The following is a 24,477-nucleotide window of genomic DNA, read 5'->3' on the forward strand; positions in this document are numbered from 1 at the left end:
TTCAGCCGAAGGTGTACGAGAGATCGGTGGGCAGCAGCCGGAAGGCGTCGGCGCGGTGGTGCTGGTACGCGCCTCCGGCGGCGAGGGCGGAGCGCAGCGCCGGCAGGGCCGATCCGTCCCCCTCCCACAGCGTGCGGTGCAGCACCCGGGCCAGCTCCTCCAGCGCGGGCAGCCCCGCCTGGAGCCAGCGGACGCCCGCCTCCGGCTCCAGCGGCACGTCGTTCCGGCGCAGCCAGCCCGCCGTGAGGACCGCCGCGGCGGTGTCGGCGAAGTGGTGGTGCCGGCGGGAGAGGTAGCGGTACATCTCGGCCCGGTACGCCTCCGACAGGTGCAGGTCGGAGACGAACAGCAGGGCGGAGACCAGTCCGAGGATGTCCGCGTACGTCTCCTCCAGCGACATCCGCTCGAAGGGTGTGAGCCCCTCGGCGGGCGTGCCCTCGCCGGTCACCGTCGTCCGGCGCCAGAAGTGCGCCAGGTCGTGGCCGCGGAACCAGCGCAGCGAGGCGCGCAGGAGTCCGTCCGGACGGGTCTCGGCCTCCCGCCCCTGGATCTCCTCGAAGAGCCGCAGGGAGCAGTGCCGGAGACGGGCCTGGTGGATGTTGGCGAAGACCACCGTGAACTCGCGCCCCAGGACCTGGGCCCCCTCCGCCTCCAGCGGGAAGAAGTGCGCGAAGTTCTTGTGCCCGAGGGCCGATTCGCCGCCGCCGAGCAGCAGGTGCAGCACGTGCATCGCAGGCTGGACGGGCTGGGCCGGGCGGACCTCGCCGCCCAGGACCTGGCCGACGCGCTCGGCGACCCGGTCCGTGTGGAGGGTGACGACGTCCACCTCGGCCTGGAGGTCCTCGGCGGCCGGCGCGGCCACCAGGAGGCCGATGGAACGGTCCGCCGTGCGCATGGCCCAGCTCGCGATGGGGCCGCAGTACAGCCACGGCGCGCGGGGCTCGGGCTCCCGGACGACGCCCGGTTCCCAGGCACCCGTCAGGGCGTACGCGTCCAGACGCCGCGCCGCGTCCCGCGCGTGCAGGACCGCGACCTCGGTGCCGGGGGCGCTCTCCGCCGCCGCGAAGGCGCGGAATTCACCGGCCGCCGCCCGCACGAGGGAGGCGCTCTGCTCGCGCTCCCCGTCCGGGCCGCCGAGGGCCGGCACGTCCAGGGCGGCGACGCCGTCGAGGAGGGACTTGGCCCGGACGAGGTGGCTCCAGCCGGCCGGGAAGTGCTCGATCAGGCCGCTGTAGCCAGGGTCGACGCGGGCGACGGCCAGGACGGGTTCGTCCCGGTGCCAGTAGGGGTGCTGACCCGTGGGGCGGCGGAGCGGGATGTCCAGGCTCCGGGTCCGCTCCTGGGGCAGCTGCCCGGGGGAGACGAGAGTGTCCGTCAACTGATGCCCCCCGCGGTGTTCGTCCGCGCGGTGACGCCGATCCGGGGCTTCTCCGGCGCGGCGGCCGGAGTGGAGGCCGGAGAGGCGGCCGGTGCGGCCGCGTCGGCGTGCGCACCGGCGGTCGCGTCGTCGGCGAGCGAGACCGTCCACTTGCGGCGGCCGGCGAGGAAGGCGAAGACGTGGCCCAGGTACTGGACGATGAACCACAGCGGCAGGAAGGCCGCGAACGACGGCGCCTGACCCGTCTGGATCCAGCCGATCGTCGCCCATGTCACCACACCGGTCGCGGCGTTGAGGGCCACGGTGGTCGAGAGGTCGGTCTGCTGCTGCGCCCAGTCGGCGGCCCTGGGCTTCAGGATCGCGCCGAGCAGCAGGCCGGTGACGACGGCGCCCAGCAGGCCCGCGCCGCCCGCCTTGAGCATGTCCATCGGGGTGATGGCCGTCGGGCCGAGGAGGACGTGGTAGAGCGCGCCGAGCCCGAGGCCGACGACCAGACCGGGCAGGTGCATCGAGGGCTTGCGCCAGTGCGACGGGGCCGGCATCGGCATGTCGCCCGCGCCCTTGGGGGCACGGTAGACCGGCGGGAAGATCAGACCGGTGACGTCGAGGTAGCGCAGGTAGGGCTCACCGGCGGTCTTGATGAGGCGCTTGTCGTAGAGGATGCTGCCGACCACGTTGTAGACGTTGACGACGATGGCCAGGACGAGCAGGTCGGTGGTCATCGTGGGCAGCAGGAAGAACATGCCGAAGAACGCCGTGTGGACGGGGAACCGTATCCAACGGCGGCTGCCGACCTTCCAGTTGGTTATCTTCGGCCGGCCGGCACCGGCGGCCTCGGAGACCAGGGTCGTCGAGCCGAAGGCCAGACCGCAGTCGTACTCGAAGAGGTGCAGCTGCCAGTACCAGAGCCAGGACGCCACGGCGAGCGCGTACATGATCACCATGGCGGAGCCCGAGAGCTCCCAGACCACCGTGTCCGTGTGCTGCCAGAGGGCCGCGGCGGCCAGGATGTAGACGACGTTCGCCAGGGATTCGACGGAACGCCAGGCCAAGGGTTCTATACCGGTTTTCGCTTTGACGACGCGTTTGACCCGGAGTGTGGCGAGGCCGGAATGCTGGACCCCGAAGCCGATCACGAGCAGGGCGTCGACAAGAAGCTGGACAGACTGACTCACGTGGAACCTTCCCGTCGGAAGAGACGAATGGTCGAACTCACGTAGCGCAGCGCGATAAGCCCCAGGACCGGAATGCCCCGGGGCAAGCGGGCGTCACAGTAGTCATACGCATGACTGCGTGACAAGACTGGGATTTGCACTGGACAGAGCGTTACGGATGTGCGCTACAGTCCGACCTGCTCGTACGTATGACTGAGCCAGACGGACCCCGCGTAAACCAGCCCTCGATCGGCCGGAAACGATCGCGGAGTGTCCGGATCCATTCCTCGCCGAAGCGTGTTCGGCGGCCCCGGAGAAATGATCGTCGCCGCTTTCCGCGACGCTTCGGACGCGCCATCTGTCCGAAATTCGATTCCGTTCCACCTGTACTACTCAGAACAGGATTCCTCGTGCGTCACATCACGGTGTACTGCGGAGCTTCGTCCGGACTTCGGCCCTCTTACGCCGACGCCGCCGCGGACTTCGGTGGCCGAATCGCCACCCTCGGCCTGGGGCTCGTCTACGGCGGGGCCGGCGGCGGTCTCATGGGCACGCTGGCCGACGCGGCCCTGGCCGGAGGCGCCCCCGTCATCGGCGTCATCCCGGAACACCTCGTGGCCCACGAGGTCGCCCATCCCGGTCTCACCCGGCTCGACGTCGTGCCCGGCATGCACGCGCGCAAGGCCAGGATGATCGAGCTCGGCGACGCCTTCGTCGCCCTGCCCGGCGGCTTCGGCACGTTCGACGAGCTCTTCGAGGTGCTCACCTGGGCCCAGTTGGGCCTGCACGGCAAGCCCTGCGGACTCCTCGACGTCGACGGCTACTTCCAGCCGCTGCTGGCCTACGTCCGGCACGCCGTCGAGGAGGGCTTCGTCCGGCGGCAGTATCTGGACAACATCGCCATCTCGTCCGACCCGGGGGAGCTGCTCGACGCCCTCGCCCACCACCGCAGCCTGCCGCACCTCTTCTCGGCGGCGTGAGGAGGCCGACTGATGACACCCCTCGACCCGGACACCCGCCGGCCGGCCGCGGGTTGGCCGGGACTCGCCGTCTTCGACATGGACGGGACCCTGATCCCCGGCACCACCGCGTGCCGCCAGATCGGGCTCGCCGCGGGGGACGTGGCGACGGTCGAACGCCTGGAGCGGGAGTACCGCGAAGGACTGATCGACAGCACCGCCTTCGCCGACCACTGCCTGACCTCCTGGGAACGCGCCGGAGCCGGTCTCTACCCGACCGCCTTCGCCGGCTGCCCCAAGATCGGCGGAATCCCGGAGACGCTGGCCCTCTTACGGGCCCGCTCCGTCGTCACCTGCCTGATCACCATGTCGCCGCTGCCCTTCGCCGAGCTCTTCGACGGCTTCGACCACGTCTTCGCCTCGACCTACCCGACCGACATCCTCGATCCGGAGGACAAGCCGCTCATCGTGGACCGCCTCCGGCGGCGGCTCGGGCTCGCCGTGGACGAGGTCGTCGCCTTCGGGGACGCGGACTCCGACGTCCCGCTGTTCCGCACGCTGACGCGTACCGTCGCCGTCAACTCCACGCCGAACCTGCGGGAGTTGGCGGCGTACCACTATGACGGCGACGACATCACGCACGCGCTGCGCATGGTGGTGCCGGACGCCGACGGCAGTGGTGGGGGCGTGGAGGCCGGTGCGGGTGCGGAGGCCGGTGCGGGCGTGGAGGCGGTCGGGTGAGCCGCCCCGCCGTCGTGGTCGCCTACTGCCGGGACTTCACCACCGCCTTCCCCGGCCACCCCACCGCCCTCGACACCGCCCTGCGCCGGGCCGGCTGGTCGGTGACGGCCCATCATGCGCCCGACGGGACCTTCCCCGACGGCGAGTTGTGCGTCGACCTCCCCGAGGACCCGGCCGGGCGCACGGTCGTGATCTGCCAGTCCGTCACCGGCGCGGGCACCCCCTCCGACCTCTCGCTCATGAGCCTGCTCGCCACCGCCCGGTGCTACCGCGAGCACGGCGCCACCCGCGTCATCGCCCTCCTCCCGCACCTCGCCTACGCGCGCCACGACCGGCGGGTGCCCGGCGAGCGGCGGCCTGTGATGGCCGGCCTGCTCGCCGACCTCTCCGCCGCCGCCGGCCTCGACGCCATCGTCTCGCTCGCCTCCGGGGCCGAGGACCTCCTCCAGGAGCTCTTCGCGCGGACCCGCACCCGGCTCGCCTTCCTCCCCGCGGACGGCCTCAGGACCGGCCTGATACGCCCCCTGCTGCGCGACGGGACGGTGCTGGTGGCCCCCGACGCGGGCGCCGCAGGACAGGTCGGGGCGCTCGCCTCCGCGCTCGAACTCCCGCTGCTGGTCGCGGACAAGCGCCGTACCGGCCCCGAGACAGTCACCGTCGCCCTGCACGCGCCCCGCGGCGCCGGTCCGGTCCGGCACGCGGTCGTCGTCGACGACCTGATCACCAGCGCGGCGACGGTGGAGCAGGTCGCCGCCGCCCTGCGCGCCCGCGATCCGGACGTCGCGATGGACGTCGTCGCCACCCACCTCCGGCTCACCGCGCCGGGCACCCGCCGGCTGGAGCGCCTGCTCGGTACGGGCGTGCTGCGCGGGGTCCACACCACCGACGCGGCGGGCCACCGGCCGGACGTCCCCGGCCTCACCGTCAGCCCCGCGATGCCCTGGCTGGCCCCCGCCCTCACCGACTGGCTCGGCACCACGGCGCCCCTCCCGCCCCCGGTCCGAAAGCCGGCAGGACCACCGGACCGAACGCCCGCAGGTCAGCCGGAACGGAAACAGGACCGAACGCCCGAACGCAAGCCCCCGGCCCCGCCGGCGGGGCCCGAACGGAAGCCCCTTCATGACACTCACCGCTGAGCAGGTGGGCGCCAAAGCCGCCGCCCCCTGCCCCGAGCTGGCCATCTCCGTGGTCTGCCTCGACCAGACCCGTATCGGCAGCCATGTCGAGGCGCTGTACGGCCTCGGCGTCACCCGCCTCCACGTCGACCTGGTCGAGCCCGCCTTCGGCGGCGGACTCGGCCTGCCCCTGGAGACGATCAGCGACCTGCGGGACGCCTGCGACCTGCCGATCGACGTCCACATCATGCTCGTGGACCCCGCGGCGGCCGTACGGGAGGCGGCGGCGCGCGGCGCGACGACCGTCACCGTCCACCAGCGGTCGCTCACCGGCGCGGCGGACGGGACCGGCGCGGCGCTGCGCGACGCGGCGGCCCGGGGCACGGCCGTCGGCCTCGCCGTCGACCCCGGCGAGACGATCTCGCGCGCCCTCGTCCACGACCTGCGGCCGCACCGCCTCACGGTCATGAGCGTCGAACCCGGCGGCGCGGGCCGCCCCTTCCGGCCCGAGACCCGCGCCACCGTCGCGGCCGCGTCGGCCCTGCGCGACAGCGGGGCGATCCGGGAGATCGAGGTCGACGGCGCGATGGGCCCGGCCACCGCGCCGGGCATGACGGAGGCCGGGGCCGACCTGCTCGTCCTCGGCAGCACCGTCTTCCCGCACCGCTCGCCCCGCCTCAACCGCCTCGCCGAACTCCGCACCGCCCTGGCCGCCCAGCCCCGCCCCTACCCGGCCTGAGGCCACCCCCTTCCCCCCCCCCAGGAAGCCCCCCTCCTCCCTGGAAGCCCCTCCCTCCCGATCAGGAGCAGCACCATGTCCGTCCACACCATCGACATCGGCGGTCTGCGCCGCGACCTCCCCATCGTCCCCGTGGGCGACGAGGTCTCCATCGCCTTCCTCAAGCTGTATGGCGACCTGCCCCTCCTGGAGAAGGCCGTCACCGTGCTCGCCGAGCGCCTCGACTCCGGCGCGGAGGTCATCCTCGGCCCGGAGTCCGGCGGCATCCTCCTCGCCCACCTCCTCGCCCAGCGCACCGGCCTGCCCTGCGCCGTCGCCCGCAAGAAGCTCCGCCCGCACATGGTCGAGCCGATCCGGGTCCCGGTCCGCAGCATCGGCACCCCCGGCGAGCAGGAGCTGATCCTCGACGACGCGGACGCCGCCCTCATCGCCGGCCGCCGGGTCGCCCTCGTCGACGAGGTGGTCAGCAGCGGCGGCACCCTCCTGGCCCTGGAGTCCCTGGTCGCCGCGGCGCGCGGGACCGTGGCGCAGACCCTCGCCGTCGCCACCGAGGGCGACCCGCGCCCGTCGATCGTCTCGCTCGTCCACCTGCCCGTGTTCCCGCGCGACCCGGGAACCGGTAGCGCCGGATGACCTCCGGCGACCGCCCCTGGCGCCGCGTCGTCGCCCTCTCCTCCGTACAGCTGCTGGTGGCCCTGGAGTTCTCCATCGCGAACGTCGCGCTGCCGGCGATCGGGCAGGACTTCCGGGTGAGCGCGCAGGGGCTGCAATGGGTGCTCTCCGGGTACGCCCTCGCGTACGGCTCCCTCCTGCTCTGCGCGGGCCGCTTCGCCGACGTCCTCGGCCCGCGCCGACTGCTCCTCTGGGGACTCGGGGCCTTCACCCTCGCCTCCCTGGCGGCCGCCGGCGCACCCGGCTTCGCGGCCCTGGTCGCGCTCCGGATCGCCCAGGGCGCGGCGGCGGCCTTCGCCACGCCCGCCGCCCTCGCCCTGATCACCTCGCTTCCCTCGCCCCGCGACCGCGCGCTCGCGCTCGGCTGGTGGGGAGCGGGCGCGTCCCTGGGCTTCGCCTGCGGAGCCGTCCTCGGCGGGGTGATCACCGAGGCCCTGGGCTGGCCCGCGATCTTCGCCGCCTGCGCCCTCCTGGCCGCCACCGCCCTTCTGATGGTCACCCGCTGGGTCCCCGAACACCGCGCGGGCGCCGGAACGGGCCGCCCGGACACGGCGAGCGCTCTCCTCCTCGCCGCCTGCGTCGTCGCCGCGACCGCGGCCCTCTCCCCGGAGTCGGTCGGCGGATGGCCGGTGACGACCCTGATCCTGGCCGCCGGCACGGCCTGCGCCCTCGCCCTGCGGGCCCGGCTGAACGGCGGGCGACCGCACGACAGGCGGGCGCGCGACGGGCGCGAGCCCGTCGAGCCGTTGATCCCGCCGGGACTGCTGGCCCGGCCGCCCGTCCGGCTGGCGAATCTCGCCGGTGCCTGGGCGCCTGCCGCCGGGGGGTCCATGGTCTTCTTCGTCACCGTGCTCATGCAGGGGCCGCTCGGGTGGTCCCAGTCGGCCACCGGGCTGATGCTCCTTCCCGACGCCGCCGCGGCTGCCCTCGGCGCGCGGGTGGCGGGGCCGCTCCATGCCCGTCTCGGAGCCGTCCGGGCGTACGGGTGCGGTCTGGGGGCCGTCGCCGCGGGCATGGCGGTCCTCGCGCTGACGCCCCTCGGGGCGGGGGCCTGGGGCTTCGTCGTGGTGGGCAGCTGTCTGACGGGGTTCGGGCTGGTCCTCGTGGGTGTCGTCTCGGCGGTCGCCGCCGCGGCCGTCCTGCGGCCCGACGAGCACGGGGTGTCGGGCGGACTGCTCGTGACCACCCAGCAGTTCGGCGTCGCGTTCGGCCTCGCGGCCCTCCTCCTCGCCGGCGGCCTCGCGCCGGGGGAGGCCCTGTCGCTTTCCGGCCTGCGGCTCTCGCTGCTCGGCGGAGCCGTCCTCGCGCTGGCCGGATGCGTCCTCCTCCCGCTGCTCGCCGGAGCCGGGCGGGCGGCATCCGCCCTCCGTACCCGCTGACGGGCCCCGTCGGTGTGGCCGGTTCCGGTCTTACCGACGGTTATGGCCGGAGCCGACCCCGGCAGGCGCCGGCAGGCGCCGGTGTCGCACTCGAACCCGGTGACGCTGTGTCACAAGTATGGCCTGAGGAAGCCGGTTCGGTCCTCTTCCGGGGATTCCGGTCGGGCGCGGACCGGGCGCGTTTCCGCAGAGGAAGGAGGTCAATTGGCGTCTCCGCCCTCTTTCGTACGGTTCCGCTCGCGGCAACTCTCTTGACGGTTGGGCGACTTTCGGCCAATCGATATCAGCCACGCATACCGCCGCCGGTAGCAGACTCCGCAGGTCTACGGGCAAGTTTGCCAACTGAACACCACACATGAACGGTTGACGACTACAGTGAGTGGTCGGTGATCATCGGTAGGCTCATCGCACCTGCCGTCCCACCCGCAGCCTCCCCCGCAGACCCCCAGCCCACGAGTACCCCCAAGTACCCCTCAGTACGCCGCAATCCCGGGCACGTACCAAGGACTCCCATGTCACAACTTCGCGCACCCGCCCCGCGGTCCGACCGCCGCGAGGGCGGGCGGCACGGCCGATCGGGCGCCCGCACCACGTCCACCGGCACCCCTCCGGCCAGGTCCGCGACGGCCACCCCCGCCGAAGTCCGCATACGCCCCCAGCTGTTGCGCACCTCGGTCCTCCCCGCCGTCGCGGTCGCCCTCGGCGGCGCCGCCGCCGTCCTCTTCACCCTCCGCTCCACCGGCACCACCCCGACCGCCGGCCTGTGGGCCGCGCTCACCGGAGCCGCCGCCCTCACCATCGCCTCGGTGACCGCCGCGGCGCTCGGCGCCGACCGCGTCGCCCGGGCCGTGCTCGACCGCGCCGCCGCGCTCCGCCGCGAGGCCACCCAGGCCCAGGGCGAACTGCGCACGGTCGTCGAACAGCTGCGCCGCGGCGAGGACCTGGCCCCCCGGCCCGCCCTCCCCGTCACCACGGGCGGCGACGAGTTCGACCGGCTCGGCGCCGAGCTCACCCGCTCCCACGAGGTCGCCGTCGCCGCCGTCGTCCAGGCGTCCCGGCTCTCCAGCAGCGTCGGCGACGAGCAGAAGGTCGAGGTCTTCGTGAACCTCGCCCGACGGCTCCAGTCCCTCGTCCACCGCGAGATCCAGCTCCTCGACGAACTGGAGAACGAGGTCGAGGACCCCGAGCTGCTCAAGGGCCTCTTCCACGTCGACCACCTGGCCACCCGCATCCGCCGCCACGCCGAGAACCTCGCCGTCCTCGGCGGCGCGATCTCCCGCCGCCAGTGGTCGAACCCGGTCACCATGACCGAGGTGCTCCGCTCCTCCATCGCCGAGGTCGAGCAGTACCCGCGGGTCAAGCTGGTCCCGCCGATCGACGGCACCCTGCGCGGCCACGCCGTCGCCGACGTCATCCACCTCCTCGCCGAACTCGTCGAGAACGCCACGGTCTTCTCCGCGCCGCACACCACCGTGCTGCTGCGCGCCCAGTACGTCACCGCCGGCCTCGCCATCGAGGTCGAGGACCGCGGACTCGGCATGCCCGTCGCCGAGCAGAGCAAGATGAACGCCCTGCTCGCCGACCCCGACCAGGTCAACGTCGCCCATCTGCTCCAGGACGGCCGCATCGGCCTCTTCGTCGTCTCCGCGCTGGCCCGGCGCCACGGCATCGCCGTCCGCCTCCAGTCGAACATCTACGGCGGGATCCAGGCCGTCCTCGTCCTCCCGCAGGGCCTCCTCGGCGCCGACCCGGAGGGCCTCGCCCAACACGAGCGGCAGACCGCCGCGGTCACCGGCGGCGGCACCCCGCAGCAGGCCCCGCAGTCGCACATCCCCGCGCAGCAGGCCCCGCCGCGGCACACCCCGCCGCAGCAGGCACCGCAGCCACAGCAGGCACCGCAGCCGCCGCAGGCGCCCCAGCCGAACCCCCGGCCCGACGCCCCCTCCGCGCCGCTCCCGCCCGCCATGGCCCCGGCCCCCGGGCCCACGCCCGCCCCCGGCCCCTTCGGCGCCCCGGCCGCCGCCCCCGTCTCCGTACCGACGGAAGCGCCGGCCCCGGCCGCGTACCCCTACCAGCCCCCCGCCCCCGTGGCGCCGGCCGCGTCCCCCGCGCCCGCCGTCCCCGCGGGCTATGGCTCCTCCGCACCGCCGGCCCCGCCGGCACCCCGGGCACAGGCGCCCGCCCGTCCCGATCTGCCGAAGCGGCGCGCCCAGGAACACCTCGTCCCGCAGCTGCGCGACGAGCCGCAGGCCCGCCACGGCGAGGAGCACGCCCTGCACGACCCCGGCCTGATGGCCGCGTTCCAGCGTGGGATCGGCCTCGCCGAATCCCAGCCCACCCCCCAGGAGTCGCTGCGTCACGGCGACGCTCACAAGGAGTAGATACACGATGGCGAGCAATGTGCCGACCGGCCATTCCTCGGATCTCGACTGGCTGCTGAGCGGTCTGGTCCAGCGGGTCCCGTACACCCGCAGCGCGGTCCTGCTCTCCTCCGACGGCCTGGTGAAATCCGTCCACGGACTCGACCCCGACGCGGCCGACCACATGGCGGCCCTCGCCTCCGGGCTCTACTCGCTCGGCCGCAGCGCCGGCGTCCGGTTCGGCGACGGCGGCGAGGTCCGGCAGGTCGTCGTGGAGCTCGACTCCACCCTGCTCTTCGTCTCCACCGCCGGATCCGGCACCTGCCTGGCCGTCCTCGCAGGACGCGAGGCCGACGCCGCCGTCCTCGGCTACGAGATGGCGATGCTGGTCAAGAGCGTCCGTCCGTACCTGGTGACGCCCGCCCGCCAGGCGGCCGCAGCGGCGGGTGGCGCCGGTCAGTGAACGTGTCTCCTCCGCAGGAAGGGCCCTGGCTCGACGACGCGGCCGGCCGGCTGATCCGCCCGTACACCGTGAGTGGCGGCCGGACCAAGCCCACCGCCTCGCTCGACCTGCTCTCCCTGGTGATGGCGACCGGATCCGGCCCGCAGGCGCACATGGGCCCCGAGCACAGCCTGGCCCTCCGGCTGTGCGACGGGCCTACCTCGGTGGCCGAGATCGCGGCGCACTTAAGGCTCCCGGCCGTCGTCACCAAGGTCCTCCTCTCCGACCTCGTGGACTGCGGTGCCCTCACCGCGCGCGCCCCGCGCTTCCACGCCAACCCATCCGACCGTTCCTTGCTGGAGGCAGTGCTCGATGGCCTACGACAGCGGCTCTGAACGCCATGACGGTTTCCCGGCCGATCCCTTTCCCACCGCGCTGAAGATCCTGGTGGCGGGCGGCTTCGGCGTGGGCAAGACCACCTTCGTCGGCGCGGTCAGCGAGATCGAACCGCTCAGCACGGAGGAGCTGCTGACCTCCGTCAGCGCCGCCACCGACAGCCTGGAGGGCGTGGAGAGCAAGTCCACGACCACCGTGGCGATGGACTTCGGCCGGATCACCCTCGACGACCGCAACGTCCTCTATCTCTTCGGCACCCCGGGCCAGGAGCGGTTCTGGTTCATGTGGGACGAGCTGTCCGAGGGCGCGCTGGGCGCGGTCGTCCTCGCCGACACCCGGCGTCTCCAGGAGTGTTTTTCCGCCATCGACTTCTTCGAACGCCGTGGCATCGCCTTCGTCGTGGCGGTCAACGAGTTCGACGGCGCCTTCCGCTACGACCCGGACGAGATCCGGCAGGCGCTCGACCTCGACGCCGCGGTGCCGGTCGTCCTCTGCGACGCCCGGATCTCCAGCTCCGCCATCAGCACCCTGCTGACCCTCGTCCAGCACCTCCTCAACTCGACACCGGCCAGCGAGCCGAGCTTCGGAGTCACGTCATGACCTACGACCCGACCGGTCACCTCCTCCTGACCCCCATCGACAAGGAGGCCCCGGACCGGGTCCGGCGGCTGCGCGAACTCGGCCTGGGGGAGCGCCCGGAGCCGGCCTTCGACGAGTTCGCGCACCGGCTCGCCGAGGTGACGGGCGCCCCGTTCTCGATGGTCAACTTCATCGACGAGAACCGGCAGTTCTTCGCCGGCCTGCACACCCCGGGCGGCTCCCACTCGGGCAGCGACCTGGGCGCGACGGCGGCCGGTTCGGGCGGCGTCGGGCGGTTCATGGCGCGCGACCACGGCTACTGCCCGCACGTCGTGGTGCGGCGGAAGGCGCTCGTCCTGGAGGACGTCTGCGACTACCCGCGCTTCGCGGGCAACCCGGTCGTCGACGAGATCGGCATCCGGTCGTACATGGGCGCGCCGCTGATCGACCGCACCGGCGTGGCGCTCGGCACGATCTGCGTGGTCGACACCGACGTGCGGCCGTGGGGCCGGTCAGGACTGGAGACCATCAAGGCGATGGCGGCGGAGCTGGTCGAGCAGATCCACCGCCGTGAGGACAACATGTTCTGACCCGCGTCCGCGCGGTGGTGAGGGCCCGTACGGCATGCCGTACGGGCCCTCACCCGTCCCGTCACGCGGAGGCGGGCTCCAGGTCCGGGGTGCGGACCAGCTCGGAGAGCCGCTCCGACCAGCTGCCCTTGTCCTGGCCGAGGGCGACCTCGCCCAGCCGGAGGAGCTGGATGTCGGAGGTGCCGGCCGGCGCGAAGATGTGGTGCGCGTCGCGGAGGTAGCGCTCGATGGACCGGTCGGTGAAGAGACCGGCGGCGGCGTGGATCTCCATGGCGTTGCGACCCGAGTCGATGGCCGACTCGACGTTCACCAGCTTCGCGTTCATCAGCTCGGTGTCGCAGGACATGCCCTGGTCGAGCAGGTGCACCGCGTGGTACGCGGCGAGCCGGGCGGTCATCAGCCGGGACTGCATCTGGCCCAGCTTGAGCTTCACCGTGGGCAGCTCGGAGAGCGGCTTGCCGTAGCGGATCCGCTCGGTGGCGAAGCGGGTGGTCTCCTCCAGGATCGCGGTGTGGATCCCGAGCGAGACGGCGGTGAGGTTGGCCCGCCCGTAGAGCACGCTGGAGGAGTACGCGACGGCCAGACCGTCGCCCTCGTCGCCCAGCCGGTTGGCGGCCGGCACCCGGCAGTCCTCGAAGATCAGCTCGCCGAAGCTGAAGCCGTGCAGTCCCATGGCGGGCTGCTGCGGCCCGAGCCGGAAGCCCGGGCGGTCGGACTCGACGAGGAAGGCGGTGAGCCCCTTCGACCCGGGGCCGGTCCTGACGACGACGCCGTGCAGGTCGCCGACGTGGCTGTTTCCGACGTAGACCTTGCTGCCGTTGAGGATGTAGTCGTCGCCGTCCCGTACCGCGCTCGCCGCCATGCCCAGCACGTGGCCGCCGGACTCCGGCTCGGTCACGGCGATGGTCGGCAGGCACTCGCCCGAGGCGACCCGGGGGAGCCAGGTCTTGCGCTGGGCGTCGGAGCCGAAGTGGACGATCTTGGCGGTGCCCAGCTGGGACGCCTGGACCATGGCGCCCATGGCGCCGCTGACCCGGGACAGCTCCTCGATGATGATCGTCTTGGCCAGGTGTCCCGCACCCATGCCGCCGTACTCGGGGCTGATCGTCGCGCCCAACCAGCCCTGCTCGGCGATGAGCCGGGACAGCTCGTGGTGAACCGTCCGGGAGGCTTCCATCTCGTCTATCCGGGGCCTCACCTCCCGTTCCGCGAAGCCACGGACCGTCTCCCGTAGCCGATGATGGAGCCGGCTGCTGAAGTAGCTGTCCATACGAGTACCTCCCTGCGAAACGCCTGCCCGGCGTGGTCCGAGCAGGTGGTGCATCGGCGGTGGTCCCGTCCCGAACAGGCCGACCCGTTCATGGTGTTGATCTTTCCGGGGTGGATCAATATCGCCTCGGTATTTGTCCGAAACAGGTGCTATTGACGATCACTTCCGGATGTGTTTTGCGTGTTCTGGAGCTATACGCTCCGTCGGAACCCCCTCACGGAGGGTCGTCTTTCCGCCACATGCCGATGCCCTATGCCACTGACATATGCCACTGCCCTGTGGCGCCCGCCGTGGCGCCGCTGCGACGCCCACCGTGACGCCCGAAAAGCGGTTCGTGACCACCAGCGGAAGTGCGGTATGGTTCTCTTGCACGCCAGGCCGGGGGAAACCCCAGGTCAGACGGGCAACGGGACGTGGCGCAGCTTGGTAGCGCACTTGACTGGGGGTCAAGGGGTCGCAGGTTCAAATCCTGTCGTCCCGACTTTTCGAAGTCGCAGATCAGGGGCCGTTTCAGAGCAATCTGAAACGGCCTCTGTCTCGTTCGTGGGGACCAGTTGGGGACCAACGGCCTTGACCGGTCAGCGCGCGACCACGATCGGGCTCGGCAGGGACCGCGGCGCACGGAGTGCGGTCAGGTGTGCCGACAGCGCGGCGCCGGCCGCGGTGATCTTGTGTACGTCGGGGTGCAGGTACCGCTGCGTGGTGGTGAGTGAACCGTGGCCGGCGATCTTTCGCAGGACGTGTACCTGGACGCCGGCGTCGGCGAGCCAGGTCAGACCGGTGTGGCGGAGGTCGTGGCGGCGCAGGTGTTCGTAACCGAGCTTCAGGACGACGTCGTCCCAGTGGGTCGCGTCGCGCAGGACGGCGGTGGAGATACGGCCGCCCCGGGGGCCGGTGAACATGCGCGCGTCGGGATCGGGGCCGGCGGCCAGGATGCGCTGGGCGACGAGGGGGCGGATCTCCTCGATGATGGGGACCTGGCGGGCCCGTTTGCCCTTCGTTCCCTTGTCGACGAGGCCGCCAGGAGCGGGGGTGGTCTGGCGCCGGACGGTCCAGATCCAGTTGGTCGTGTTGATGTCCCCGACACGGCAGCCAGAGACCTCACCGATGCGCGCGGCCGTACAGGCGGCGAACAGGACGACCTCGCCCCAGCCCCGGTATTCGCCGTAGGAGGCGGCAACGAGTGCGCCGGCCAGCTCGACCAGGGCTTCCCAGTTCGGCAGGGCAAGCGCCCGCGGGTCGAGGAGCTCGTCCTCGGCCTGCTTGTAGAGCTTCTGCCAGCCTGTGACGCGAGCTGGGTTGATCTTGATGATGCCGTCACGAACCGCCTGTTCCATGACGCAGACCAGGACGGCGAGGGTGTTCTTGACGGTCGACAGGCCGTGCTCGTCGGCGATCCAGTTCTGTACGGTGCGGTCGACCGCACCATTCGTGATCATTCGGACGGGCAGATGTCCCAGCGAAGGCACGACGCGGAGCCTCCATCCCGAGAGATAGGGATCGCGCGTCTTCAATTCAAGCCCACGCAATGCCAGTTCCATGTTGGAGTCACCGTAGGTGGAGAGCTGCATCGTGGCCGTCGAGGGAGCGAGTCCCGCTTCGGCGGCCTCCATGATGGACTGGATCCACTCCTGCGCCTCGTCCTCACTGTCCTTTCCCTCGGACAGGGACTTCCGGCGTTTGGTGATGGGATCGAACCAGCGGACACGTGCGCGATACGGATTTGCCCTGCTGGGTCTGTATTCGATGTCTGTTGAGAGCCGCACGCCTATGGGAACGGTTTCTATGCGGGTCATCTAGCCTTCCGGTTGGGGGCAGTGCGGCGGCTATGCAGCCAATCCTCGACGTCGGTCACGCTGTAGATGACGACGCGCTCCGACACCGAGATGAAGGGAGGACCTTGCGGCGGCTGAGCGCTACGCCATCGGCGCAATGTCGAAGCGTCGACACTGAGATGGATGGCAAGCTCCTTGGTTGAGTACCACCCGCTGGTGAGAAGTAGCGGACGGGGATCGTTCAGGGGCATCTCACAGTCGTGCGCAGATCGCACGGAGGCTGCTTGATCGGAGGATGGCGCGGTGCAGGGCCTGGGGGGAATGGGATCGGGGGGCAAGGGTGATCGGGTTCCTGGGAGTACGGAAGACTAGACGGATCGGCGCGGAAGTCCAGTGAGGGGCGGGGTCGTTCGCGAACGGAGAACGCACCGCCGATGTTGCGCCCGAGGCTTGAACTTTCGCGTGCCTCAGGTTCGGCACTGGCCTTTGGCATCTGTTCAGTAATCATCCGCAGATTCCCCGGTTCGCCTAACCGGAGACTCCGTGCTATGTTCTGCGCCCTCAATCTGCGGTGGGCACTTCCCAGCGGCCTGTCCTCAGGTCCCAGCGCAGAAACCACGTCGTACCGATGACCGCGCACGTGAGTGGCCACTCTCGGATTCGCCGTGAAGTGTCGCTGCCCTGAGGGTTCTTCCGATCCCGGCTCTTCGGGCGTCGACCTGTTTTAGTGCGTGCATGGCACGAACCCCGATTCACGCCCGGACGGACGCTGCTGAGCTGTCGTTCCGGGATTAAGCGAGTGGGGCAACGACGTCGGGGACGCCGCCGAGCAGAGCCCCGCCAACGTCGCTGACGCCGCCTCCTTCCGCAGTGACGCCGACGGCAAGCCCGGCGGCCTCGGTGACTTCGCCTGGTGCAACGCGAGGTACGCCAAGGGTTTCGTTCGGTCGCGTGACCAGGGGTTTTCTGGCGGAGTAGGCCGTGTGTCGTGCGAGGTGGCGGCGTGAGGGGGCCGGCGGGCGAGGGCGTGGCCTCGGCCTGTGCCGGTGGTGGCCTGTTCGGTGGTCGGCGTGAAGGGATGGCTGGGGTATGACTCGGACTCTGATTACCGGCGGTCTTGTGATCACGGCCGCGGACGAGGTGCACGCGGATGTGCTGATCGAGCATGGCCGGGTGGTGGCGCTGGCGGCGCCGGGGACGCAGGAGTGGACCGCGGACCGGGTGATCGACGCGTCGCAGAAGTACGTGATCCCGGGCGGGGTGGACGCGCATACGCATATGGAGCTGCCTTTCGGTGGCACGTTCGCGTCGGACACGTTCGAGACGGGAACGCGGGCGGCGGCGTGGGGCGGGACGACGACGATCGTGGATTTCGCGGTGCAGGCGAAGGGGCAGGCACTCAGGGCTGGTCTGGATGCCTGGATGGAGAAGGCGGACGGGAACTGCGCGGTCGACTACGCGTTCCACATGATCAGGTCGTAGGACCCTTCCAGGACAGTCCACACAGTCGATGCAGTGCGAAAACTGCGCGGTGCGCGGCGCTCAGTCCGCCTCACTTCGCAGAGACTGTGACACCACGTGACACGCGAAGCCCCGGCCGGGATCCCCCGAGCCGGGGCTTCGTTATGGTTGACCATGACGGAGGCTTCGCCAAGTCATGCCAACCGCAGGGCGCTCCCGGGCTACGGCCTCGTTCCGCTCTCTGCCGGCGATAACCGCGGCGCCGTTCCGATCGAAGATGCCAAGCGCCCTCAGTTCAGACACAGACCGGCCCGGTGTTGTACTCGGGCTCCCCGCTTTCGAGCACACGAAGCAGGGACGCGGTGACGACGCGCGTGGTGCGCCCGATGCGTAGCACGCGACAGGGAAACGCGCCCCGTCGAATCAACTCGTAGCCGGTCGCGCGCGAGAAACCAAATGCCCGGGATGCTTCCGCCACGCTGCCTGTTCCATTCCATGTGGCACGAATGTGAGCAAGGCTGTAATCGGATTCCTTGGGTGCGCAATTTATCTCGTGCAATTCGAATGCTCCAATGGCTTTTGGGTAATCTGGAAATGCTTCGGGATTCACTGAGGGCAGGTGTAGGTGCGTTGGCGGTCCTCTGTGGGGCCGGCAGTCGAGTCACGGCTGGCTTGCGTAGTCGGTGCATGGCCAGCGTGTGTGCTCGGTGCGTGGTGTCAGAGGTTCCAGGCACAGCCCCTGGCGAGCCAGTCCACTGGCGTTGCGGTGCTGCTGCCCCTTGGTGGCGCGAAGCCCCGAGCGGAATCCACTCTTTGAAGCACGTCCTTGCGAAACGAGTCCTTCGTGAGGAAATAGATGAGGGGCGCTTCGCGTTGACGATGGTCTAATGGAGGGGGTGTTGGGACTGCGGTTGTTTCATGCGACGAGTCGCGGGGCCAGTGAGGTTACTTCGCGGCTCGCTGCTACAGAGGCATGCGTGCAGCGGTTCTTCGAGGTCAATATGCAGACACTGCTTGGTGTGACTTTTCTTGCGTCCGAGTACGGCACGGGGCCGGTCCACGCCGGTCGAATCGACTCGCTCGGGCTGGACAGGAATGGTGCACCTGTCGTTGTCGAGTACAAGCGGGGGCTGGACCCGGGAGTCTTCTCTGAACTTGACCTCGAGTGCCGATCAGTCAGGAATGTGCTTGCCCGCGGTTGAGTTCGTGGTAGGCGCGAAAGTCGAAGAAGTGCAGACCTTCGTTCACTGCTCCGGTCTCGATTTCCTGCAAGGTCCAGGGGTGGGCGGAGTAGTCGTCGATCGCCACGCCTCCGTGCTCAAGCAGCAGCGCGGTCAGTTGGTGGATCTCTGCGGTGCCATCTATCCGCCCGGAGATGTCGATCTGCACAGCCCAGGTGGGGTGGTATCCGACGGCCGCTTCGATGGCCGCCACGTCGTCGGGATCCCAGCAGTAGAAGAGGTAGCCGGTCTGCTCATCGTCGATCTCGATGTAGAGGTTGCCGTCCAGAGTCCATGGATCGCGCTGCTGGGGAAGGTGCCGATCGAGTAAGGCGACGGTCTCAGCTCGCTCAACTGTGGGGAACACGAACACACTGCGCATGGGCTGGAGTGTAGGCGGCACAGCTTCTCGGCGACCACGGATATCCTCTGATCATTTTACCTTCACGAGGTGCTGGTCGCGGGACTGGTAGCTGGCGGCCGAGTGGGGATCCCGAGGTCGACAACGGTGTGGTGGCCGCGGCGGCGATCGAGTTGAGCGAGTTTGTCTTCTGCCCCGGCGAGGCTGACCTGGAGCCCCTCGACTTCTCCGAGCCAGCCTTCGCGCTCGGCCTCGGCGATACCAGCGATTAGGTTGTCGCGGATCTCGACCATCCGGTCGCGTTGGGTGGGGTCGGGCCAGAGCATCGGGCAGCGCACGCAGGCGTGTTCGTGGATGCAGGGGGTGCCGAACGCGCGGCCGCAGGCACCGATGGAAACCTTGCGCCGCTCGAAATGTCCCAGGAATTCCTGCCATTCATCATCGGTGGGGACGCGGTATTCCTCGCTTGGGCGGATGGATCGGCGGCGGGTCAGGAAGGCCATATGTGCCTGGATCGCTTCTTCGGGATAGACGGCCTTGTAACCAAGGGTGACGTTGATGTCCTGGTGGCCTGCGATGACCTGGGCAATGTGCGGTGGCAGTCCGCTGAGGATGGCGTCGGTGATGAACAGGCGGCGGAAGTCGTGCGGTGTGTAGCGCAGTGGGTCGCCGGTGGTATTGGTCAGGCCCGTGGTGATGAGGGCCTGGTCCAGCATGGTGCGGACGGTCTCCTCGGTGAATGCGCGGTCCTCGCCGGAGATGCGTCGTTGAAACAGCAACGGGGCTGGCGCCTGCCACTCGCATTCGCGGCGGTCGTAGGAACGGACCAGGGGAACGGCCCCGGAGCTGTCTCGGGCTCGGCAGATGATCGCGCTCAGGATGTCGGCGAGCTCGGGGCTGACCAGCAGCAGCCGCTCGGTGTCCGTCTTCGACGGGACGATCTGAAGGAGGGGGACGAGTTCACCGGTGGTGGGCAGCCGGTATTGGACCAAACTGTGGTGGCTGAGTTCGAGTAGTTCCTCGATGCGGATGCCGGTGGCCCGCAGGACCTCGACCACGGCCCAGGTCCAGAAGGCTCGCTCGTCCTCGAGTCCCAGATCGCGGCGTTTGCCGGTGTCCGGGTCCTCGGCCCAGATCCGGCCGGCCGTTCCGTGCGGAACCACGGCGCGTACGAGTTGCTGACCGGCTGCGGTGAACACCTCGCCGGGGCTGGTGTGTCGGGCGGCTTCCAATTCCGCGGCAGCGTCCCTGCGAAGCTGGTCGACCGAGCGGACAAGAATCGGCAGCACCGGCAGGCGCTCACGGGTGCGGGCGTCCATCCGCGCCTTGCGTCGTCGTTGTAGTTTGCGGTGCTCCAACTCGTCAGCCCTCACCGGGCTCGGTGCCACCCACGGGCCCCAGCGGCCGGGATCTTCCAGGGCCCACTGAGCGATATCGAGGTAGAAGGCCCGCACCTGGGTGAGCGTGTCCCGGTGATTGAGCCTCTCGACCTTTGCGCTCGTGCGCCGGCCGTCGGGACCGGTGACGGTCTTGTCCTTGGTGCGGATCCTCTGCTTCCACTGCCCGATGACGTCCGAGGCGAGGCGGAGGCTGTCGGCATCGGGATGATGGTGCTCGATGTCCTGCCAGAAACACTTGCCGAGGTGGTAGGAGAGGGACCTCAGACTGTTGTAGTCCAGCGCGGGCTGGCGTTCCCGCAGGTAGTCCACCAGCAGGTCACGGATGGGACGGCAGATCAGCCCGTAGCGGTCGATCAGCTCCTCCGGTGTCCGCTGTCCCAGGTTACGGACCTCGCGCAGATTCTGCGGGGCGCCCTCCCCGAGGGCCCCGAACTGGTGCAGCAGGCGGTAAAATACCTCGGTCCCCGCCATCGCCCGCTTGAGCACTACGGCTTGGATCACAAGAAGTTCCAGGACATCACCGACGGTGATGTCGGCCAGCCTGCCGCCCTTCGCCGCGAGGATGAGGGCGCTGCGGCAGAGCGTCGTGCTGACAGCGCCCGGGCTCACGCCCTGGACCTGAGCGCCCAGCTCGCGCAGGCGCTCAAATCCGCGCGGATCACGGCTGTGTGCCATGGAGCGGACCAACACTCCTTGGCGGCTGGCGCCGGCGGCCAGCCACTCCACCGACGGCCGCAGGAGCTCAGCGCTGATCAACGTTGTCAGGGCCCGGCCCACCACTGGCATGCGCCAGGCTGCCTTCAGGCCGCGCTCGTGAAGCCACTGATTGATCACCGGCCGCCAGGCGGCGCCGGCCTGCTCGATACCGCTGGCCTGCCACCGTTCCTGCCAGGTCTGCCCGGGCTGGTCTTCCAGCCAGTCCAGCACCATGACGATGCCATGCTTGTGGTGCAGTTCGCTGCCGGCGTTCTCCAGCGTGTAAGGCGGACGAGACAGCAGTCGGGCCGCCTCGGCGCGCGAGCGCTCGGTGCCCGGCCAACTGTCAGGAACGGTCCGGGCGGGGAAGCGTTTCTGGGCGGCCATTGCGCGGTTGCGCCCAGGTGAAACTCCGAGAGCCAGTGCGCGGTCGGCGTCCGCCGACAAGATGGTGCTCATCGAGCACCGGCTCCGAACAGCACATCGAGGCTCTCCGGCCGGTAGTCGGCTGCGGGAGGCGGTGCGATGCGGACGGCTGCCTGCCGCGCCTGTTCGGAGTGGTGGGCCAGCAGTCGCCGGATCACCACCTCCTTGCGGGGCGTGAGGTAGAGCTGTGTCGTGGTCAACTGGACGTGGCCAAGAACGAATTGGACATCGGTGAGGGGCAGACTGGGATCCTCGGACATCCGGTAGGCGGCGGTGTGCCGCAGCGCGTGCAGCGTCGCGGACGTCCCCGCCTTGGCGTTCGCCCGCTCGAACATGCGGTGATCCGCGTGGTAGGTCAGCGGTCTCGACGGCGAGCGTAGGGTCCACCACAGCGGAAGGCGTCGCCCTCGCGGGATCGCGTCGTCCATCTCCAGCTGGTAGAGCCGCAGCCAGACGAACGCGTCGGTCGAGGCGGGGAGTTCCTGGACTTCCCGAGTGCCCTTGCGGACCACCGAGATCAGCTGGCGCCCCGGATCGACGCCGGCCTGCCATGTGCTGAGCAGTTCGCTGGCCCGGGCGCCGGTGGAGATGTAGAAGGCGACCAGTGCGCGGTCCCGGTGCGACGGGAGCCGGGCGAAGATCTCGTTGAACTCCTCATCAGGGACACTGCGGGGCACCCTCTTGGGCACTCTTGGCCGGTAGAGCCCGGTGCGTTCGTTGCGAGGCGGGTCCATCGGGTTGCGGTGAGCGTGAGCCCGTCGGCCGCGACGTGACCGGTCCAGCGGGAACGGGTTGAGGACCGGTCCGGTGCCGATGTCGCGGTGGAAGTCGTAGAAGGTCCGCAGCACCGTCTCGCTGTGCGCTCGTACCGACGGTGCGTACGGCTTCCCGCCCGCGGCCCACCGACCCGCCTCACTCGGGCGCCGCCAGTGCGGACGCCTCGGCTGGCCGGCGATCTGAAGCCAGCGGGAGAAGTCCCTCGCCTCGATCCGGCTCGCCCGGTCCCACGGCACCTCGACAGCCCACAAGAAGCGGAACCAGCGCAACAGATCCATCCCGTAGGAACGGGCCGTCGCCGCCGAACGACCCGCGCCCTGCAGATCCCGCAGGAAGGCGCCAGCTCCCTCGACCGGCTGCCCAGCCGGGTCGATGAGCCGGTAGGGGTCCCAGGGATCAGCCATGACCACCAGCTCTCCGACCAAGGGGACGGTCAGGGCTGACAGGTCTCTCGATGCCTCCATGGCCAACTCAACGATGCCTCTAGCGCAAGGTCACTGACCTGCGAAAACTCCGCCAGTGGTTCAGTCAACAGGTCATCAACCAGGGACTTTTCTACTTGAATTGGCTCGTGGACCACCGAAGCGATTTTGAGCACCTGGTCCGCGAACAGCTCGGGGCAGCGGCGGCGGCCCAGGTGCTCTGGAGCGGACCTCGACTGATCTGTGTCGCCGGCGACTACACCCGTTATGACCTCCATGCCGTACGCGAGCATCGCCGCAGTATCGACCTCGTCCGCTACCGATTCTTCGGCGCGGATCTGTTCGGGCTTGAGACCCTGGTCACAGCCTCTGGGCTGCCTACGCAGGGTGGCGCGGAGCAGCACTCAAAGGCGGATCGGGGCGCCCCGGCAGGGGACCAGCGGATCGCGGAGCTGGCCGCTGCAATCGACGAAGTCCTTCTGGGCCTCGGTGATGGGATCACCAAGGTGCAGCGCAAGCATTACAGCGCTTATCGGCGGCTGCAGAACTTCGCGAGCGTTTGCCCTCCTCAGCGCACCAAGGTCCACGTGTATCTGTCCCTCGACCCCGCCCAGGTTGACCTTGTCCCTGGCTTCATCAGGAATGTGACGGGCGTGGGGCACCACGGAACAGGTGACTTGGAGGTTCGCCTGCGGAGCGAGAAGGACCTGGAGCAAGCCCAGGACTTGTTCCGTGCCAGTTACGCGGCGGCGTGAAGGCCGGCCGGGCGTGATTGCAGTGCGGTCGGGGGTGGCGTGTTCCTTCGGCATCTCTGTCGGTCGGGGCCTTTCGACGGGCGGGCAGGAAGTGGCGGTGGAGTACCCATCATCGAGAGAATCCCCGGTTAGGCTAACCGGGGATTCTCAGTTACCTTTCGCCACGCATGTTGCCCTGAAGGTCCGAACGAGGATCTCGGCAGGTTGCCCTGCGAGTACTACCCGGACCGCCGCGTGCGGCGGGTCTCGATCCCGGCGAGTTGGCGGCCCGGGTTGTCGTAGGGCATCAACGAGCTCTGTTCGACCAAGGGCACGATGACCGGCCACAGCCCCTCGGCGGCGGGGGAGGGGTTGCCTACTTGGCGTTCGGTCACGGCCGCTGCGGCCCCCGCCAGCAGGTCGGCCAGCTGGATGGACGGGTGGCCGGCGGAAGAGCCGCGGAGCACGGTGTGCACGGGGGCGCCCCTCTCGCGGGTCAGGAGAGTCATGCCTATCGGGCTGGTGGCGTACTCCAGCACCGTGCGAAGGACGTCGTCGGTAAATACGCGCTGTTCATCGGTGAGGACACTGACGAGCCCGAGGCTGTGTCCCCATCGGCGGGCTGTCTGAGTGACCGCAGGGATGAGCATCTCCAGCGACGGGAACGGGGAGTCCTCCTGGTGGAGGGCCGCTGCGTACGGCCGGGCGGAGCGCACCTGGGCCAGCACCTCAGTTACGGGCCGCCGCGTCGAGGCGCCCCATGCCTGTTCGACCGCTGCGAAGAACGCCCCCAACGCGGCTTCCTCCCGTCCCAGGGCGCGCTGGGAAGCCAGGGCCACGAACGAGGACATCAGCGCATCGAACAGCGCGCCCGGAAGGGCACGCGGTCCCTGGAGCGCCAGGGTCCGAGCCATGGCGCGCGCCTTGCCCTCGGCGTACAGGTTCCGCCCTTCGGCGTGCGCTTTCTCCTCCAGCAGCAGATCGATCGCCTTCGCTGCCACGGCGTACTCCTTGTCGACCACGTACACCGAGCAGCGTTCGTGCAGAGCGCAGGCGGGGCCCCACAGATCCTTCAGCAGGGACCACCGCTCCTCGCGGTCCTTGAACAGGCGGAACTTCAGCTCCCCGGCCTGCTGGATCCGGGCCTGCTTACGCAGAGTGTCGATCAGTGGGGCCGCCTCGGCGTCGTCGATGGCGACGGACGCGAAGACAAGGAAACGGCGCTGCCGGCCGACGAGCTGCTCGCCATCCCATCCAGACTCGTCGCACGCGATCCAGCGTCCCCCGCCGGCGTCGTCCGAGGTCGGCTCGTTCTGGTTGAGCTGGGCGTACTTCTCTCCGGTCAAGGCCACGACGCCATTGTCCATGGGGCACTCCGGTCGCCGGGCTGGCCCTGCTCGCGTACTGCGTGGTCGGCGGGGAGATGGGAGC

Annotated in this window: 21 protein-coding genes, 1 tRNA gene and 2 pseudogenes; 15 read left to right on the plus strand and 9 right to left on the minus strand. The window is 70.0% G+C overall.

What is annotated here, in order from left to right:
• Position 1 precedes the first annotated feature (1 nt).
• Together ACFXMG_RS31025 and ACFXMG_RS31030 are read right to left on the minus strand one after the other, a co-directional pair.
• Positions 2-1,378 (minus strand): hypothetical protein, encoded by a 1,377-nt coding sequence (locus ACFXMG_RS31025; protein ID WP_383818529.1) that lies wholly within the window; start codon positions 1,376-1,378, stop codon positions 2-4.
• The gene (locus tag ACFXMG_RS31030) at positions 1,375-2,430 is read right to left on the minus strand and encodes a hypothetical protein (RefSeq protein ID WP_384902796.1); all 1,056 of its coding nucleotides are present in this window, start codon (positions 2,428-2,430) and stop codon (positions 1,375-1,377) included. The genes ACFXMG_RS31025 and ACFXMG_RS31030 overlap by 4 nt, the downstream gene beginning before the upstream one ends.
• A gap of 512 nt (positions 2,431-2,942) precedes the next feature.
• On the opposite strand from ACFXMG_RS31030, the gene ACFXMG_RS31035 reads away from it, so the two are divergent.
• From ACFXMG_RS31035 to ACFXMG_RS31085, 11 genes are all read left to right on the plus strand, one after another.
• Positions 2,943-3,512, plus strand: coding sequence for a TIGR00730 family Rossman fold protein (locus ACFXMG_RS31035; protein WP_383818525.1), 570 nt, complete (start codon positions 2,943-2,945; stop codon positions 3,510-3,512).
• Positions 3,513-3,524: 12 nt separating this feature from the next.
• Complete coding sequence (locus tag ACFXMG_RS31040) at positions 3,525-4,232, plus strand: HAD family hydrolase (protein WP_383818524.1); 708 nt, start codon at positions 3,525-3,527, stop codon at positions 4,230-4,232.
• Positions 4,229-5,368 (plus strand): ribose-phosphate pyrophosphokinase-like domain-containing protein, encoded by a 1,140-nt coding sequence (locus ACFXMG_RS31045; RefSeq protein ID WP_383818522.1) that lies wholly within the window; start codon positions 4,229-4,231, stop codon positions 5,366-5,368. Before ACFXMG_RS31040 ends, ACFXMG_RS31045 begins: the two co-directional genes overlap by 4 nt.
• Positions 5,352-6,086 (plus strand): hypothetical protein, encoded by a 735-nt coding sequence (locus ACFXMG_RS31050; RefSeq protein ID WP_383818521.1) that lies wholly within the window; start codon positions 5,352-5,354, stop codon positions 6,084-6,086. The genes ACFXMG_RS31045 and ACFXMG_RS31050 overlap by 17 nt, the downstream gene beginning before the upstream one ends.
• 75 nt (positions 6,087-6,161) lie before the next feature.
• A complete protein-coding gene (locus ACFXMG_RS31055; protein ID WP_383818519.1) occupies positions 6,162-6,719 on the plus strand; it encodes a phosphoribosyltransferase family protein in 558 nt (185 codons plus the stop codon).
• On the plus strand, positions 6,716-8,137 hold the full coding sequence (locus ACFXMG_RS31060; protein ID WP_383818517.1) for an MFS transporter: 1,422 nt from the start codon (positions 6,716-6,718) through the stop codon (positions 8,135-8,137). The genes ACFXMG_RS31055 and ACFXMG_RS31060 overlap by 4 nt, the downstream gene beginning before the upstream one ends.
• Positions 8,138-8,649: 512 nt before the next feature.
• A complete protein-coding gene (locus ACFXMG_RS31065) occupies positions 8,650-10,518 on the plus strand; it encodes a sensor histidine kinase (RefSeq protein ID WP_383818516.1) in 1,869 nt (622 codons plus the stop codon).
• 7 nt (positions 10,519-10,525) lie between these two features.
• Entirely contained in the window at positions 10,526-10,960 is a 435-nt protein-coding gene (locus ACFXMG_RS31070; RefSeq protein WP_351105369.1) for a roadblock/LC7 domain-containing protein, read from the plus strand.
• A gap of 2 nt (positions 10,961-10,962) precedes the next feature.
• Complete coding sequence (locus ACFXMG_RS31075; protein ID WP_383818632.1) at positions 10,963-11,334, plus strand: DUF742 domain-containing protein; 372 nt, start codon at positions 10,963-10,965, stop codon at positions 11,332-11,334.
• The gene (locus ACFXMG_RS31080) at positions 11,312-11,935 is read left to right on the plus strand and encodes an ATP/GTP-binding protein (protein ID WP_383818515.1); all 624 of its coding nucleotides are present in this window, start codon (positions 11,312-11,314) and stop codon (positions 11,933-11,935) included. Before ACFXMG_RS31075 ends, ACFXMG_RS31080 begins: the two co-directional genes overlap by 23 nt.
• Positions 11,932-12,504, plus strand: coding sequence for a GAF domain-containing protein (locus ACFXMG_RS31085; RefSeq protein WP_383818513.1), 573 nt, complete (start codon positions 11,932-11,934; stop codon positions 12,502-12,504). Before ACFXMG_RS31080 ends, ACFXMG_RS31085 begins: the two co-directional genes overlap by 4 nt.
• A gap of 61 nt (positions 12,505-12,565) precedes the next feature.
• On the opposite strand, the gene ACFXMG_RS31090 is transcribed toward ACFXMG_RS31085, so the two are convergent.
• On the minus strand, positions 12,566-13,774 hold the full coding sequence (locus ACFXMG_RS31090; protein WP_383818511.1) for an acyl-CoA dehydrogenase family protein: 1,209 nt from the start codon (positions 13,772-13,774) through the stop codon (positions 12,566-12,568).
• A gap of 407 nt (positions 13,775-14,181) precedes the next feature.
• On the opposite strand from ACFXMG_RS31090, the gene ACFXMG_RS31095 reads away from it, so the two are divergent.
• A tRNA-Pro gene (locus ACFXMG_RS31095) sits at positions 14,182-14,255 on the plus strand.
• A gap of 97 nt (positions 14,256-14,352) precedes the next feature.
• Here the strand turns inward: ACFXMG_RS31095 and ACFXMG_RS31100 are convergent.
• Positions 14,353-15,570: a tyrosine-type recombinase/integrase gene (locus ACFXMG_RS31100; protein ID WP_383818509.1), complete on the minus strand. Its 1,218-nt coding sequence runs from the start codon at positions 15,568-15,570 to the stop codon at positions 14,353-14,355.
• A 1,068-nt stretch (positions 15,571-16,638) separates the two neighbouring features.
• Between ACFXMG_RS31100 and ACFXMG_RS31105 the strand changes: the two are divergent.
• Positions 16,639-17,028: pseudogene (locus ACFXMG_RS31105) on the plus strand (amidohydrolase family protein); the annotation flags it as partial.
• A gap of 277 nt (positions 17,029-17,305) precedes the next feature.
• On the opposite strand, the gene ACFXMG_RS31110 reads toward ACFXMG_RS31105, so the two are convergent.
• On the minus strand, positions 17,306-17,620 hold the full coding sequence (locus ACFXMG_RS31110; RefSeq protein ID WP_383818507.1) for a helix-turn-helix transcriptional regulator: 315 nt from the start codon (positions 17,618-17,620) through the stop codon (positions 17,306-17,308).
• Between the two features lie 367 nt (positions 17,621-17,987).
• Between ACFXMG_RS31110 and ACFXMG_RS31115 the strand changes: the two genes are divergently transcribed.
• A complete protein-coding gene (locus tag ACFXMG_RS31115) occupies positions 17,988-18,212 on the plus strand; it encodes a hypothetical protein (RefSeq protein ID WP_383818506.1) in 225 nt (74 codons plus the stop codon).
• Here the strand turns inward: ACFXMG_RS31115 and ACFXMG_RS31120 are convergent.
• From ACFXMG_RS31120 to ACFXMG_RS31130, 3 genes are all read right to left on the minus strand, one after another.
• Positions 18,187-18,612, minus strand: coding sequence for a hypothetical protein (locus tag ACFXMG_RS31120; protein WP_383818505.1), 426 nt, complete (start codon positions 18,610-18,612; stop codon positions 18,187-18,189). The genes ACFXMG_RS31115 and ACFXMG_RS31120 overlap by 26 nt on opposite strands.
• A gap of 62 nt (positions 18,613-18,674) precedes the next feature.
• A complete protein-coding gene (locus tag ACFXMG_RS31125; protein ID WP_383818503.1) occupies positions 18,675-21,146 on the minus strand; it encodes a tyrosine-type recombinase/integrase in 2,472 nt (823 codons plus the stop codon).
• Positions 21,143-22,354 (minus strand): tyrosine-type recombinase/integrase, encoded by a 1,212-nt coding sequence (locus ACFXMG_RS31130; RefSeq protein WP_383818630.1) that lies wholly within the window; start codon positions 22,352-22,354, stop codon positions 21,143-21,145. The genes ACFXMG_RS31125 and ACFXMG_RS31130 overlap by 4 nt, the downstream gene beginning before the upstream one ends.
• 71 nt (positions 22,355-22,425) lie before the next feature.
• Between ACFXMG_RS31130 and ACFXMG_RS31135 the strand changes: the two are divergent.
• A pseudogene (locus ACFXMG_RS31135) lies at positions 22,426-23,067 on the plus strand (DUF5655 domain-containing protein); the annotation flags it as partial.
• 218 nt (positions 23,068-23,285) lie between these two features.
• On the opposite strand, the gene ACFXMG_RS31140 reads toward ACFXMG_RS31135, so the two are convergent.
• Positions 23,286-24,413 carry a hypothetical protein gene (locus ACFXMG_RS31140; protein WP_383818501.1) on the minus strand — a complete coding sequence of 376 codons (1,128 nt, stop codon included), beginning with the start codon at positions 24,411-24,413 and terminating at the stop codon, positions 23,286-23,288.
• Between the last annotated feature and the right edge of the window lie 64 nt (positions 24,414-24,477).

The organism is Streptomyces sp. NPDC059201, from assembly GCF_042754585.1.
In the GTDB taxonomy this organism is placed as follows: domain Bacteria; phylum Actinomycetota; class Actinomycetes; order Streptomycetales; family Streptomycetaceae; genus Streptomyces.

Excerpts from the sequence above, each read along its gene's own strand:
- ACFXMG_RS31090 (WP_383818511.1), bottom strand. The coding sequence starts at position 13,774 with ATGGACAGCTACTTCAGCAGCCGGCTCCATCATCGGCTACGGGAGACG.
- ACFXMG_RS31060 (WP_383818517.1), top strand. The coding sequence starts at position 6,716 with ATGACCTCCGGCGACCGCCCCTGGCGCCGCGTCGTCGCCCTCTCCTCC.
- ACFXMG_RS31080 (WP_383818515.1), top strand. The coding sequence starts at position 11,312 with ATGGCCTACGACAGCGGCTCTGAACGCCATGACGGTTTCCCGGCCGAT.
- ACFXMG_RS31055 (WP_383818519.1), top strand. The coding sequence starts at position 6,162 with ATGTCCGTCCACACCATCGACATCGGCGGTCTGCGCCGCGACCTCCCC.
- ACFXMG_RS31125 (WP_383818503.1), bottom strand. The coding sequence starts at position 21,146 with ATGAGCACCATCTTGTCGGCGGACGCCGACCGCGCACTGGCTCTCGGA.
- ACFXMG_RS31140 (WP_383818501.1), bottom strand. The coding sequence starts at position 24,413 with ATGGACAATGGCGTCGTGGCCTTGACCGGAGAGAAGTACGCCCAGCTC.
- ACFXMG_RS31070 (WP_351105369.1), top strand. The coding sequence starts at position 10,526 with ATGGCGAGCAATGTGCCGACCGGCCATTCCTCGGATCTCGACTGGCTG.
- ACFXMG_RS31065 (WP_383818516.1), top strand. The coding sequence starts at position 8,650 with ATGTCACAACTTCGCGCACCCGCCCCGCGGTCCGACCGCCGCGAGGGC.
- ACFXMG_RS31100 (WP_383818509.1), bottom strand. The coding sequence starts at position 15,570 with ATGACCCGCATAGAAACCGTTCCCATAGGCGTGCGGCTCTCAACAGAC.
- ACFXMG_RS31120 (WP_383818505.1), bottom strand. The coding sequence starts at position 18,612 with ATGCGCAGTGTGTTCGTGTTCCCCACAGTTGAGCGAGCTGAGACCGTC.
- ACFXMG_RS31050 (WP_383818521.1), top strand. The coding sequence starts at position 5,352 with ATGACACTCACCGCTGAGCAGGTGGGCGCCAAAGCCGCCGCCCCCTGC.
- ACFXMG_RS31130 (WP_383818630.1), bottom strand. The coding sequence starts at position 22,354 with ATGGAGGCATCGAGAGACCTGTCAGCCCTGACCGTCCCCTTGGTCGGA.
- ACFXMG_RS31085 (WP_383818513.1), top strand. The coding sequence starts at position 11,932 with ATGACCTACGACCCGACCGGTCACCTCCTCCTGACCCCCATCGACAAG.
- ACFXMG_RS31040 (WP_383818524.1), top strand. The coding sequence starts at position 3,525 with ATGACACCCCTCGACCCGGACACCCGCCGGCCGGCCGCGGGTTGGCCG.